A 14965-nucleotide genomic window follows, 5' to 3' on the forward strand; every position below is an offset into this window, starting at 1 on the left:
GGGCCGCTCGCGCGGCAAGGACGGTACGGGCGCATGCGTGCACGCACAGAAACTCTTCGCGCACGGAACCCTTCGCGCATTGAGCCCCGGCCGTATTGGCCGGTGCGCGGATCCCGAATCGCGCTTCAGTGAAGCGGCAATTCCATTTTCCCGCAAGGGTTTCAAGGAGGCTTGTGGAGTGACCTATCCCTCAGCCCCTCCCGCATGCGGCCCGCTTCCGCAGCCGGGGAATACCCAGGGTGCCCCGAACGCTGACCGGAGCGCAGCCCTCTCCCTCGACGCGCAACCGGATTTGGCTCAACATCGGCGCTCGGCCGGCCCCGTGGATCGCTCGCATACAGCGCTTCTCCCCAAGGGGGCACTTGCCAGCAGCACGATTTTTTAACGGCTCATGGCTGGTTCGTTGACGCGAACTGAACTTCGAAAGCTGGCCAAATTTGTACGGTCGTGCACATGGCACCTGGCAGGGTGAACCCCGTAATCCAAGGGGTTTTGACGCTCTGCCGGGGACACGCCCGGGAGGATGATCCTCTTGACCAGCCGACTTCCCCTCATGCAGGGTTGCTGTTCCGAGGAAGGGTGCGCCCCGTCACGGCATTGCCTGCTCTCACTGAAGTTCCGCCCCCGCAGCGGCATTTCGGCGATGCATTCCTTGCTTCCGTTCCCGCGCAAATTCCGCCCACTCGGTGGGCGGACCGCACACGCCTGCCCCACAACTTCCCAGCGAGGGCCCGCGGGTTCTTTCTGCGTGCCGAGAATTTCAAAGACGCCTAATGAGGGTTGGTGCCATGTCTGTCCAGGAGGACTCCAGTAGCCCGCTGACCGGAGCCCAGCAGGGACTCTGGTTCGCCCAGCGGCTCGACCCCGCGAACGCCGCCTACAACACCGCCGAGTACGTGGAGATCCACGGGCCCGTGGACACCGCGCTGTTCGAGACCGCGCTGCGCCGCACCGTCGGCGAGGCGCAGACCTTCGCGCTGCGGTTCACCGACACCGCCGACGGCCCCCGCTCCGCGCCGGCCGCGGGTGACGACTGGCCGCTGCGGCTGGTGGACGTCAGCGGTGAGGCGGACCCGCGCGCGGCGGCCGAGGCATGGATACGCGCCGACATGGCGACGGCGGCCGACCTCTGCGAGGGGCCGCTGTTCACCCACGCCCTCTTCACCGTGGCCCCCGACCGCTTCTTCTGGTTCCTGCGGGCCCACCACATCCTCCTCGACGGCTACAGCTACAAGCTGGTCGCCCGGCGCCTGTCCGAGGTCTACGCGGCGCTCGCGGACGGCCGCGAGGTGCCCGAGAGCCCGTTCGCCCCGGTGGGCCGGCTGCTCGACGAGGAGACGGCCTACCGGGCCTCGGAGCGTTTCGTACGCGACCGCGCCTACTGGACCGGCCGGTTCGCCGACTCCCCCGGTGCCACCGGGCTCACCGAGGCCGTCGCACCGCCCGCCGCCTCCTTCCTGCGCCGTACGTCCCTGCTCTCCGCGGCCGGCACCGAGCGGCTGTCCACTGCGGCCGCGCGCCTGGGCGGGGCGCGCAACGACCTCGTCGTCGCGGCCGTCGCCGCCTATCTGCACCGGGTCACCGCACAGCACGACATCGTGCTCGGACTGCCCACCATGAGCCGGCTCGGCTCCACCGCCCTGCGCACGCCCGGCACGGCGTCCAACATCCTGCCGCTGCGCCTCGCCGTCACCCCCGCCACCACGGCCGGTGAGCTGGTCGGGGCCGTCGCCGCGGAGTTACGCGACGTCCGCAGGCACCAGCAGTACCGGGCCGAGGACCTGCGCCGCGACCTCAAACTCATCGGCGGGGCACGGCGGTTGTACGGGCCGGTCGTCAACCTCGTCCCGTTCGACGAGGAGCCGCCCTTCGGCGGTCACCGCACCACCTCGCACCATCTGTCCGGCGGCGCCGTCGAAGACCTCCAGATCAGCGTGCGGCCCGGCGCGGGCGGTGAAGGGCTGTGGATCGCCTTCGACGCCAACCCGGCCCTGTACACCGAGGCCGAACTGGAGGACCACCAGCGGCGGTTGCTGCTCCTGCTCGACCAGCTCACCGAGGCCGACGCCACCCTGCCGCTCGCCCGCACGAGCCTGCTGCACCCCGGTGAGACACCGTCGTACGCCGCCGAGGCCGCGCGCACCGCGCCCGACTCCGTCCTGCCCGCCCGCTTCGAGGCCCAGGCCGCCCGCACCCCGCACGCCATCGCCGTCACCTGCGAGGGCGCCTCGCTGACCTACGCGGAGCTCAACGCCCGCGCCAACCGGATCGCCCGTCTGCTGGTCGAGCGCGGCGCGGGACCGGGCGAGGTGGTGGCCCTGGCGCTGCCCCGCTCACTGGAGCTCGTCGTCGGTCTGCTCGCCGTGGTCAAGTCCGGCGCGGCGTATCTTCCGCTGGACCCCGGCTACCCGGCCGAGCGCATCCGCGCGGTGGCCGAGGACGCCGCTCCCGCGCTGCTCGTGACCGACGCGCACACCGCGCCGACGCTGCCGGAGACCGGCGCCGCCACCGTGGCCGTCGGGGACCCGGCCGTCGAGCGCGACCTGGCCGCGCGCCCGGACACCGACCTCACCGACGCCGACCGCCCGGCGCCGCTCACCCCGGGCGACCCCGCGTACATCATCCACACCTCTGGCTCCACCGGGCGCCCCAAGGGCGTGGTGATCCCGCACTCCAACGTCGTGCGGCTCTTCGAGACGTCCGCCGCCCACTTCGCCTTCGGCGCGGACGACGTGTGGACGCTCTTCCACTCGTACGCCTTCGACTTCTCCGTCTGGGAGTTCTGGGGGCCGCTGCTGCACGGCGGCCGGCTCGTCGTCGTCCCGTACGACACCAGCCGCTCCCCGCGCGACTTCCTGCGGCTGCTGCGGCGCGAGGGCGTCACGGTCCTCAACCAGACGCCCTCGGCCTTCCAGCAGCTCGTCCAGGCCGACCAGGAGGCCGGTGACGAGGACGGTCCGCTCGCCCTGAGGTACGTGGTGTTCGGCGGCGAGGCCCTGGAGCCCGCGCATCTGCGCCCCTGGCTGGAGCGGCACGGCGACGAGTCGCCCGCCCTCGTCAACATGTACGGCATCACCGAGACCACCGTGCACGTCACCCACCAGCGCGTCACCCGCCAGCTGATCGAGGACCCGCGCGCCCGAAGCGTCATCGGCACCGCGCTCCCGGACCTGCGGGTGTACGTCCTCGACCACTGCCTCCAGCCGGTTCCGCCCGGTTGGGTGGGCGAGATGTACGTGGCGGGCCCCGGTCTCGCCCTCGGCTACCTCGACCGCCCGGAGCTGACCGCCGAGCGGTTCGTCGCCGACCCCTTCGGCGCACCCGGCAAGCGGATGTACCGCACCGGCGACCTGGCCCGGCGCGCGGCCGACGGCACCCTGGAGTACGCGGGCCGCTCCGACCACCAGGTGAAGATCCGCGGCTTCCGGATCGAGCCCGGCGAGATCGAGGCCGCGCTCGTCGGCCACCCGGGCGTGGCCCGGGCCGCCGTGGTGACCCGGGAGACGGAGGGAGCGGCCGACCGGATCCTCGTGGCGTACGCGGTCCCCGCCGCCGGATCGCGTCCGGAACCGGCCGAACTGCGGCGCCATCTGGCCGAGTCGCTGCCCGAGCACATGGTGCCCAGCGCGTGTGTCGTCCTGGACGCGCTGCCGCTGACGGCCAACGGCAAGCTGGACGCCAAGGCCCTGCCCGCCCCCGACTTCGCCGCAGCGGCCACCGGCCGCGCCCCGGCCACCGGGTCCCAGGCGCTGGTGTGCCGCCTCTACGAGGAGCTGCTGCGGCTTCCGGAGGGGACGGTCGGCGCCGACGACAACTTCTTCGACCTCGGCGGGCACTCGCTGCTCGCCACCCGGCTGATGACCCGGCTGCGCTCGGCCACCGGCGCCGAGGTGTCCATGGCCGCCTTCTTCGCCCTGCCCACCCCGGCGGCGCTCGCCACCCACGTGACGTCCGACGGTGTGCGCCCGGCCCGGCCGCCGCTGGTCCGCGCCGAGCGGCCGGACCCGGTGCCTCTCTCCGCCACCCAGCAGAGCATGTGGTTCCTCAACCAGCTGGACGGGGCCGCCGCCACGTACAACATTCCGCTGGTGGTCCCGCTGGCGCGGGAGGCCGACGTGGACGCCCTGCGGGCGGCCCTGGCCGATGTCGCCGACCGGCACGAGAGCCTGCGCACCCTGCTCCCGGAGACCGGCGGCACACCCCGCCAGGAGATATCCCCGCCGGGCACCCTGCGGCCCGTGCTGCACGTCGTCGACTGCCCCGCGCAGGAGGTCGAGGCGCATGTCGCCCTGGCGCGCGGGCACCGGTTCGACCTCACCCGGGACCAGCCGCTGTGGGCCGGTCTGTACGGGACGGGGGCGGCGCGGACGCTGGTGATCGTCCTGCACCACAGCGCGGCCGACGGCTGGTCGCTGCGCCCGCTGGCCGAGGACCTGTCCGCCGCGTACGCCGCCCGCGCCGAGGGCCGAGACCCGAGCTGGGACGAACTGCCGGTCCAGTACGCCGACTACACCCTGTGGCAGCGCGAGCTGCTGACAGGCGCCACCGGCTTGGCGGACCGTCAGCTGGCCTTCTGGAAGGACGCGCTCGGCGGCCTGCCGGTGGAGATCCCGCTGCCCGCCGACCGGCCCCGCCCCCAGACCCCGGGCCGCCGCGGCGGCCATCTGAGCCTCGACGTCTCCGCCGAGCTCCACCGCGCCCTGCTGCGCCTTGCGGACGAGAGCGGCGCGAGCCTGTTCATGGTGCTGCAGAGCGCCCTGGCCGCCCTGCTCACCCGCTGGGGCGCGGGCACGGACATCCCCGTCGGCACCCCCGTGGCCGGGCGCGCCGACGAGGCGCTCGACGACCTCATCGGCCTGATGGCCAACTCGCTGGTCCTGCGCACCGACACCTCGGGCGACCCCGCCTTCCGCGAACTGCTCGCCCGCGTAAGGGACTTCGACCTGGCCGCCTACGACCACCAGGACCTGCCCTTCGACCGGCTCGTGGAGGAGCTCAACCCGGCCCGCACCCCGGCCCGCCACCCGCTCTTCCAGGTCATGCTCGCCCTGCAGAACAACACCGAGGCCGTGCTGCGGCTCGGCGGCAACGAGGCTCCGCTGCGGCCCAGCGCCACCGGCACCGCCAAGTTCGACCTCTTCGTGGACGTGGTGGAGCACCGTGGGCAGGACGGCGCCGGAGACGGCCTCGCCTGCCACATCGAGTACGCCGCCGACCTGTTCGACCACGCGACCGTGGAGCGCGCGGCGCGAGCCCTGCACTCCCTGCTGGCCGCCGTGGCCGACGACCCCGGCCTGCGCCTCGGCGCCCTGCCCGCCCCCGAGCCCGCTGTCCGGGCCGAGGCGGCTTCGGGTGCGCTGTTCGACGGCGCGGACCTGGAGCGCGAACTCCTCGCCCGGGGCGATCTGCGCGACGCCGTGGCCGTGGCAGGCCCGGACGGACGGCCGACCGTGTTCGCCGTGCCCACCCGGGCCGCCGCGGCCGAGCAGGCGGCCCGCGCCCTGCGGCGCACCGACTCCGAGCCCGCTCCCCGGATCGCCGCCGTCAGCGACCTGCCGAGGAACCCCGACGGCACCCTGGACACCGCGGCGCTCGGCCGACTGCCCGTCATCGACACCGAGGCCGCCGAGCAGTGGGAGCGCGGCCTGGCCCAGCTGCCGGGCGTCCGCTCGGCGACCGTGGCCCTGGAGGAAGTCCCCGAGCAGATCGGCCGGTTGTACATCGGCTCGTCCTCCTCGCGTACGGACGCCCCCGCGCACACCTCCGGCGCCGACGCCGGCACGGCCGTGCCCGCACTGAGCGAAGGGCCCGAGCTGCCCGAGCCGACGGTGGGCAGTTGGGCCGAGGCGCTGCGGCGGGCGGCCGAGGGCGGCCCGCACGCCGAGGTCGTCCACGTCCGCAACGACGGCACCGAGACGCGGCGCAGCTACGCCTCGCTGATCGAGGAGGCCTCCCGCGTCCTGGGCGGTCTGCGCGAGCTCGGGCTGCGCCCCGGTGACCAGGTGATCCTCCAGTGCGAGGACACCGAGGACTTCCTCGCCACCCTGTGGGGCTGTGTGCTGGGCGGCTTCGTCACCGTGCCGCTGACCGTACCCGTCTCGTACGCGACGACGTCGGCGCCCCTGACCAAGCTGGAGGGCGTGTGGGAGATGCTGCACCGCCCCTGGATCATCACCTCCGCGTCCGGTGAGGCGGGCCTGCGCGATCTCGCGCGGCGGCGGGAGTGGCCCGGGCTGCGGCTGACCACGACCGACGCGCTGCGCGCGGGACCGCTGGACGAGGACTGGCACCCGGCGCGCCCCGACGACGTGGTGCTGATGCTGCTGACCTCGGGGAGCACCGGGCTGCCCAAGGCGGTCCGGCTCAGCCACCGCAACGTCCTGACCCGGGCGGCGGCCACCGCCTCCCTCAACTCGCTGACCGAGCACGACGTCTCGGTCAACTGGATCCCGCTCGACCATGTCACCGGTGTGGTCATGTTCCATCTGCGCGACGTCTATCTGGGCTGCCGCCAGGTCCATGCGCCGACCTCCTGGATCCTGGAGGACCCGCTGCGCTGGATGGACCTGGCGAACCGGCACCGGGCCAGTGTCACCTGGGCACCCAACTTCGCGTTCGGCCTGGTCAGCGAGCAGGCGCACCGGATGGCCGGGCGGCCCTGGGACCTGTCTCCCGTACGTCTGGTGATGAACGCGGGCGAGGTGGTCGTCGCCGCGACCGCGCGGCGCTTCCTGGAGGTGCTCAAACCCTTCGGGCTGCCGCAGGACGTGATGCATCCGTGCTGGGGCATGTCCGAGACGTCCTCGGTGGTCACCGACACGGTGCTCGCGGCCGAGCCGCAGCCCGGCGAGGAGACGTTCGTCAGCTGCGGGCTGCCCTACCCGGGCTTCGCCATGCGGATCGTGGACGACCAGGACCGTATCGTCGCGGAGGGCACCGCGGGCCGGCTCCAGGTGCGCGGCACCACCGTGACCTCCGCCTACCACGACAACCCGAAGGCGAACGCCGAGTCGTTCACCCCCGAGGGCTGGTTCGAGACCGGCGACCTGGCCTTCCTGCGCTCCGGCGAGCTCTACATCACCGGCCGCGCCAAGGACGTCATCATCGTCAACGGCGTCAACCACTACAGCCATGAGATCGAGTCCTGCGTCGAGGAACTCCCTTTCGTGGTACGGAGTTTCACCGCGGCCTGCGCGGTGCGCACCGACCCTGCGGCAGGCACCGACGAGCTCGCGCTCTTCTTCCACCTGGAGGAGGGCACGGACGTCGCCCAGGCGCTGCGCGCCGTCCGCGGCAAGGTCACCCGGGAGATCGGCATCAGCCCGGCGCACCTGATGCCGGTCGAGGCGGCCGTGATCCCCAAGACGGAGATCGGGAAGATCCAGCGCACCCAGCTGCGCAAGCGGTTCGAGGCGGGCGAGTTCGACTCGGCGGCCCAGGGTTCGGAGATCCTGCTCGGCAGCACCGCGACCGTGCCTGACTGGTTCCTGCGCCCGGTGTGGCAGCGCGCCGAGCGCGTCCACGCCCCGGCCGCGCCCGGCGGGCACACCCTGGTGCTTGCCGGGCGCCACGCACCGGCCGCCGAGGTGGCCGACGCGGTCGCGGAGCGGCTGCGCGGACGGGGCGCCCGGTGCACGGTGGTCACCGCCGGGCCGGAGTTCGCCCGGCTCGACGCCGCCGCCTACCGGGTGCGCGTCGACGCGGCCGAGGACTACGGGCACCTGCTCGACGGGCTCGGGGCGGACGACCGGCCCGTGGACACCATCCTGCACCTGGGGACGCTCGGCGCGGGAAGCGGCGAACCGGAGAGCGTGGGCGAGCTGCTCGACGCCCAGCGCGACGGCGCCGACTCCCTGTTCTGCCTCGCCCAGGCCCTGACGGCCCGTCACACCTCGGGCCGCCGGGTCGCCCTCCACTTCGTCGGCGTGGCGGGCCAGGCAGTACTCACGGGCGAGCGCCCCTCCTACGCGCACGGCGCCGTCGGCGGCCTCCTCAAGAGCCTGCGCGAGGAGCTGCCCTGGCTGAGCACCGTCCAGGTGGACCTGGCGGCCGGGGGCAGCCCGCACAAGACCGCCGAGCTGCTGCTCGCCGAGGCCGCCGCGCCGGTGGCCGACGCCGAGGTGGCCTTCCGCGACGGGCAGCGCTGGATCCGCCGTCTCGCCCCGCTGTCCGATCCCCTGCCGCGCACCGCGGTGCCCGTCGCCGAGGGGTTCCGCCTCGTCAGCGGCGGTCTGGGCGGAGTGGCCGGGCGGTTCGCGGAGCACCTGCTCAGGACGCCGGGCACCCGGCTCCTCCTGGTCGGACGCACCCAGCTGCCCGACGAGGACAGCTGGGACAAGCACCTCGCCGAGGGCGGGCCGCTCGCCCGCCGGATCGAGACGTACCGGAACCTGCGCGAGCTGGGCGACGTGCGCTACGCGAGCGCCGACATCACCGACCTGGACGCGCTGCGCGCCGTCGTCGACGAGGCGTCCGCCGCCTGGTCCGCCCCGCTGGCCGGGGTGGCGCACCTCGCGGGCCGCTTCGAGCAGCGGGCGGTGGCCGATCTGGGCCTGGAGGAGTGGCGTACGGCGCTGGCCGCGAAGGTCACCGGCGGCTGGGCGCTGCACCGGCTCGCCCAGGAGCACGCGGCCCGGTCGTTCGTCTCCTTCTCCTCGGTCAACGGCTACTTCGGCGGCTCCATGAGCAGTCCCTACGCCGCCGCCAACGCCTTCCTCGACGCCCTCGCCGCCCATCAGCGCGGCGCCGGCCTGGACGCGCAGAGCCTGGCCTGGAGCATGTGGGACGAGCTCGGCATGAGCGAGGGGTACGGGCTCAAGTCGCTGACGGAGGCGCGCGGTTACCGCGTCCTGGACGCCTCCGCCGCACTGCGCTCCTTCGACCTGGCCCGCACCCTGGAAGAGCCGCACCTGCTGATCGGTACGGACCGGGCCATGCCGTGGGTGCGCGGCCACGTCCGGGCACCGCTGCGCCCGGTGCACCGCCTGGCGGGCCGGGTGGTCCTGGAGGACGACGCCGACCTCGGCGCCCTGTACACGGCGGCCGGGAAGTCCGCCGACGCGGCAGGGGCCACCGGCAACTGGGTGCTGCGCGCGGCCGGTTCGTCGACGGCCGAGGCGGCCGGAGGAGCCTCCGACGACTCCGCCGAGGGGCTGCGCCGCCTGGAGAAGATCCTCAGCGCCATCTGGTGCCGCGTCCTGGAGCGCGACCGGGTCGGCGTCGAGGACAACTTCTTCGACCTCGGCGGCCACTCGCTGCTCCTGGTCCGCGCCCAGGGCGCGGTCAACGAGGAACTCGGCTGCGAGCTGAGCGTGGTGGACCTGTTCAGCCACCCCAGCGTCCGGGCGCTGGCGCGCCACCTCACCGACATCGGCGCCGGCGGCGCTCCCGCCGACGGCGCTCCCGTCGGCGCCGTGCCCGCCACGGCGCCGGACAGCGCCCCGTCCGCCGGACTCGACCGCGTACGGCAGCGGGCCGAGCGCCAGCGCGCCGCGCGGGCGGCCCGCCGCCCCGCCCCGAACACCCCGCACACCGAGCACGAAGGACCCCGTAACGATGGATGAGACAGACCGGCCGGAGTACGGGCCCGAGACGGCGATCGCGGTCGTCGGCATGGCGGCGCGCTTACCCGGCGCCGACACGGTCGAGGAGTTCTGGGAGAACCTGGCCGCGGGCCGGGAGTCGATCCGGCCCATCACCGACGAGGAGTTCCTGGCGGCGGGCGGCGACCCCGCGGGCCTGGCCGACCCGGACCTGGTGCGGATGGCCTCGGTGGTCGAGGGCATCGACCGGTTCGACTCCGCCTTCTTCGGCTACAGCCCGGCCGAGGCCGAGGTCATCGACCCGCAGCAGCGCCTGCTCCTGGAGTGCGCCTACCACGCCCTGGAGGAGGCGGGATACGCGGACGGGCACGGCGACCTCCAGGTCGGTGTCTACGCGGGAGCGGGCGACAGCCGCTACTACCCGGGGCATGTCCATCCCCGCTTCGCCGGACAGAGCGCCTCGGTCGCCCTGGTCCACGCGGCCACCAGCAACTCTCTTGGCACCCTGGCCACCCGGATCTCCTACGAACTGGGCCTGACCGGGCCCAGCCTCTCGCTCCAGACGGCGTGTTCCACCGCGCTCGTCGGGATCCACACCGCCTGCCAGGACCTGATCGACTACCGGTGCGACGTCGCGCTCGCCGGGGCCGCCTCCCTCAACCCGTCGGCGCTGCTGGGCTACCGGCACGTGCCCGACGGGCCGTTCTCGCCGGACGGCCGCTGCCGGGCGTTCGCCGCCGACGCGGCGGGTACCTCCTCGGGCGACGGCGTCGGCATGGTGGTCCTCAAGCGCCTGGAGGACGCCCTCGCCGACGGCGACCGCATCCGTGCGGTGATCCGGGGCTCGGCCATCAACAACGACGGCCGCCGCAAGGTCGGTTTCACCGCCCCCAGCACCGAGGGCCAGACGGAGGCGATCCTCGCCGCCCAGGTGGCCGCGGGCGTCGACGCGGACTCCATCGGCTATGTGGAGGCCCACGGCACGGCCACCCGCATCGGTGACCCCATCGAAGTGGCCGCCCTGACCCGGGCGTTCCGCGAGAGCAGTGGCCGCGAGCAGTTCTGTGCCCTGGGGTCGGTCAAGAGCAACATCGGCCACCTGGGCGCCGCCGCCGGGATCGCCGGCTTCATCAAGATCGTGCTGGCTCTGGAGCACCGGCAGATACCGCCGACCCTTCACTTCGACCGGCCCAACCCGCTGATCGACTTCGCGGCGAGCCCGTTCCGGGTGCCGACCGCCCTGGAGGAGTGGGACGCCGGCTCCGGACCGCGCCGGGCCGCCGTCAGCGCGTTCGGGGTCGGCGGCACCAACGCCCATGTGATCGTGGAGGAGGCTCCGCCCGCACCGGCCGCACCGGCTCCCCGCCGGGAGGAGAACCCGCGGTGGCACGTGCTGCCGCTCTCCGCCCGCACCCCCGGCGCCCTGCGCGGACAGGCCGAGAACCTCGGGCGCCACCTCACCGCACACCCCGGGCTCGACCTGGCCGACGTCGCCCACACCCTGCGTACCGACCGCCCCGCCATGCCCCACCGGGCGGCGGTGGCGGCGCAGAGCGCCGAGCAGGCCGCGCGCATCCTGCTGCACCCGCTCCAGGCGCCCGCCGAGGTGCGCGGCGAGGACGCCCCGCCGGTGGCGTTCCTGCTGCCCGGCGGTGGCACCCAGTACATCGGCATGGGCGCCGGGCTCTACCGCGACCTGCCGGTCTACCGGGACGCCGTCGACCGCTGCGCCGCGATCCTGCGGCCCGTGACCGGCCGTGATCTGCGCACCGCGCTGTACGAGCACACCGAACCCGGCGGCGTCGACGCCTTCCTGGCCCTGGTGGTCACCGAATACGCCCTGGCCACCGCGCTGATGGAGCACGGCGTACGGCCCGCCGCGTTCATCGGGCACTCGCTGGGCGAGTACACCGCGGCCACGCTGGCCGGGGTGATGTCGCCGGAGGAGATGCTGCCGCTGGTCGCGGAGCGGATCCGGCTGATCGCCTCGGCCGGGGGCGCGACCGTGGGCGTGGCCCTCGGTGAGGAGGCCCTGCGCGGCTACCTCACCGACGACTTGTCGCTGGCGGCCGTCAACGGCCCGGCCGCCTGTACGGTCGCGGGGCGCCAGGACGCGGTGGCGGCCCTGGAGGCGCGGCTGCTCGCGGACGAGGTCGCCTTCCGCCGGCTGCGGTTGCCGGCGGCCGCGCACTCCCACGTCCTGGACCCGATCCTGCCCGCCTTCGCGGACGTCCTGCGGACGATGACCCTGCGGGCGCCGGCCATCCCGTACATCACCAATGTCACCGGCACCTGGGTCACCGACGAGCAGGCGACGAGCGTCGAGCACTGGCTCGACCACACCCGCCGCACCGTCCGGTTCGCGGACGGCATCGCCTCGCTCTGGCAGCACGGCAACCCGCTGTTCGTCGAGATCGGCCCCGGCGACAGCCTCGCCAAGCTGGCCGGGGCGCGGCTGGGGGACGCACCGGTGGCCACGGTCCCCACCATGCGCCACGCCAAGGCCGCCAGCCCCGACGGGCAGGTCTTCGCGGAGGCGCTCGGCCGGCTGTGGAGCGCGGGCGTGCCCGCCGACATCACCGGCCCGGACGAGGCCCGCGAGCCGCGCCGGGTGCCGCTGCCGGGGTACGCCTTCGAGCGGCGCCGCCACTGGATCGAGGCGCCCGGCGCCAGGCCGACCGCCGGTACGGACGACGACGCGGCGCCGGGGAGCGGCTCCGGCCGGGCACCCCGGCCCTACCTCACGACCGAGTACGCCGCGCCCCGCACCCCGCAGGAGCACGCCGTGGCCGGGCACTGGGAGGAGGCCCTGGGCATCGAGGGCATCGGCGTCCACGACAACTACTTCGACCTGGGCGGCGACTCGATGCGCGCCGTGATCCTCGCGGGCCGGATGCGCACCGGGGGCGTCCTGGACGTCCCGGCCGCCGCGTTCCTGTCGGCGCCCACCGTCGCGGGGCTCGTCGCGCTCGCCGGGCGCGGCGGTGCGGCCGGGCGGGACGCGTTCGCCCCGCTGCTGCCGCTGCGCGCCGACGGCGACCAGCGCCCGCTGTTCTGTGTGCACCCCGGCGCGGGCATCGCCTGGCGCTACACCGGACTGCTCCCCCACCTCGGGGCCCGCCAGCCGGTCTACGGCCTCCAGGCCCACGGCCTCGACGGCACCCGGGAACCGGCCGCCGACGCCAAGGACATGGTCGACTCCTACCTCGCCCATCTGCGCGAGGTGCAGCCGGAGGGCCCGTACCGGCTGATGGGCTGGTCCTACGGCGGGTTCGTCGCCCATGCGATGGCCACCGCGCTGCAACGGCAGGGCGAGGAGGTCGAGTTGCTGGCGATGCTGGACGCCCCGCTGACCCAGGACGAGGCCGCCGACCCGGCCGCGACCGAGCGCCAGGTGGCGTCCCTGCTCGTACGCGTCGCGGGCCTGGAGATGCCCGACGGCGGGGCGGCCGACGTCGACGAGGTGATCCGGCTGATCGGCGAGGACGGCGCGGAGCGGGGGCCCTCGCCGGTGACCCGCGAGGAAGCGCTCGCGATCGCCCGGGTGATGCGCAACAACCTCGCCATCGCCCGCGAGTTCGCCCCCGAGGTGTTCCGTGGCGACGTGCTCTTCTTCAGCGCCACCGAGGACGCCGGCACCCCCGCCGACCCGGCCGACCTGTCGCTGACGGGCGGAAAGGCCGACAGCTGGCGCCCGTACACCGGGGGCGTCCTCACCGACCACGCCGTGCCCTGCGGCCACTACGAGATGACCGAGCCGGAGCCGCTGGCCCGCATCGGCGCGGTGCTTGCCGCCGCCCTGCGGCCCGCCGCCGGATGACCACCCGAACGCCGCGCCGCACACCCGACCGTGCGGCGCGCCGCGGCTCCGGCCGCGCAGCAACGAAGGGATCAACCGTGCCAAGTCCGTTCGAGCCCCGCGGCGAGGACGAGCCGTCGCACCTGGTGCTCGTCAACGCGGCGGGAGAGCACTCCCTGTGGCCCGCGTTCGCCGCCGTACCGGCCGGATGGGACGTCACCGGACCCGCCGCCGCCCACCCTGTCTGCCTCGCCCGCCTGGCGCGGGCCGACCACCACCCGTCCCCCGCGACCCCCTCAGGAGCCACCCCATGACACAGGACCTGTACGAACTCGGTGACGCGCCTCCGCTGGGCGAGGCGCCCAAGCGCATGTACGCCTCGCTCATCCGGCCCGAGCGCTACGGGCCGCCCATCGGCGCCTTCCGTACCGAGGTCGTCGACGTGCCCCCGGTCGGGCCCGGCCAGGTCCTCATCAAGGTGATGGCGGCGGGCGTCAACTACAACAACGTCTGGGCCTCGCTCGGCGACCCCGTCGACGTCATAGCCGCCCGGCAGAAGCTCGGCGCCGTCGAGGACTTCCACATCGGCGGCTCCGACGCGTCCGGCGTCGTGTGGGCGGTCGGCGAGGGTGTGCGGCTCAAGCCCGGTGACGAGATCGTGCTGCTCGCCAGTGTGTGGGACGAGAGCGCCGAGGACATCCGGCTCGGCGCCGACCCGTGCACCTCGTCCTCGCAGAGCGTATGGGGGTACGAGGAGAACTACGGGTCGTTCGCCCAGTTCGCCGTCGTCGACGAGTACCAGTGCCACCCCAAGCCGAAGCGGCTCTCCTGGGCGGAGGCCGCCTGCTACATGGCGACCGCCGCCACCGCCTACCGGCAGCTCTTCGGCTGGGAGCCGCACACCGTGCGCCCCGGCGACGCGGTGCTGATCTGGGGCGGGGCGGGCGGCCTGGGCTGTATGGCGATCCAGTTGGTACGGCAGCGCGGCGGCATCCCCATCGCGGTGGTCTCCAGCGACGAACGCGGCGAGTACTGCGTGAGGCTGGGCGCCAAGGGCTACATCAACCGCCGCGACTTCGACCACTGGGGCCGGCTGCCGGACACCTCCGACGACGAGGCGATGGCCGGGTGGCTCAAGGGCGCCCGCGCCTTCGGCCGCCGCTTCTGGGAGGTCCTCGGTGAGCGCCGGGCCCCCAGGATCGTCCTGGAGCACTCCGGCGCCGACACCATCCCGACCTCCATGTACCTGTGCGACAACGCGGGCATGGTCGTCATCTGCGGCGGTACCACCGGCTACAACGGCGATGTGGACCTGCGCTTCCTGTGGATGCGACAGAAGCGGCTGCAGGGCTCCCACGTCTCCAACGCGCGCGAGGCCCGCGAGGTGACCACGCTCATCGACCAGGGCCTGATCGACCCGTGTCTGTCGCTCACCCTCGGCTTCGAGGAGATCGGCAAGGCCCACCAGCTGATCCACGACAACCAGCACCCGGCGGGGAACATGGCGGTTCTGGTCAACGCGAAGGCGTAGCAGGGACGTTGGGCCGCTTCACCCGTTCACACCCACGGGTGATAAGGCCACGTATACTAAGCCGCCCCGCCCGGGCGCACACCTACGGACCAG

4 protein-coding genes are annotated in these 14965 nt (G+C 73.9%); all 4 read left to right on the top strand.

Annotated features, from left to right (window positions below):
• Nucleotides 1-788: 788 nt before the first annotated feature.
• The 4 genes from ACFWA7_RS31025 (at nt 789) to ccrA (ending at nt 14872) form a co-directional block, all read left to right on the top strand.
• Nucleotides 789-9563, top strand: coding sequence for an amino acid adenylation domain-containing protein (locus ACFWA7_RS31025; protein WP_385826435.1), 8775 nt, complete (start codon nt 789-791; stop codon nt 9561-9563).
• Nucleotides 9556-13362, top strand: a complete 3807-nt coding sequence (locus ACFWA7_RS31030) for a type I polyketide synthase (protein ID WP_385539028.1) — start codon at nt 9556-9558, stop codon at nt 13360-13362. The genes ACFWA7_RS31025 and ACFWA7_RS31030 overlap by 8 nt, the downstream gene beginning before the upstream one ends.
• Nucleotides 13363-13439: 77 nt before the next feature.
• Entirely contained in the window at nt 13440-13655 is a 216-nt protein-coding gene (locus ACFWA7_RS31035; protein WP_385539026.1) for an MbtH family NRPS accessory protein, read from the top strand.
• Nucleotides 13652-14872 carry a crotonyl-CoA carboxylase/reductase gene (gene ccrA / locus ACFWA7_RS31040; RefSeq protein ID WP_385539025.1) on the top strand — a complete coding sequence of 407 codons (1221 nt, stop codon included), beginning with the start codon at nt 13652-13654 and terminating at the stop codon, nt 14870-14872. Before ACFWA7_RS31035 ends, ccrA begins: the two co-directional genes overlap by 4 nt.
• The last annotated feature ends 93 nt before the right edge of the window (nt 14873-14965 follow it).

Origin of the sequence: Streptomyces sp. NPDC059994 (assembly GCF_042737755.1) — a bacterium.
Lineage (GTDB): Bacteria > Actinomycetota > Actinomycetes > Streptomycetales > Streptomycetaceae > Streptomyces.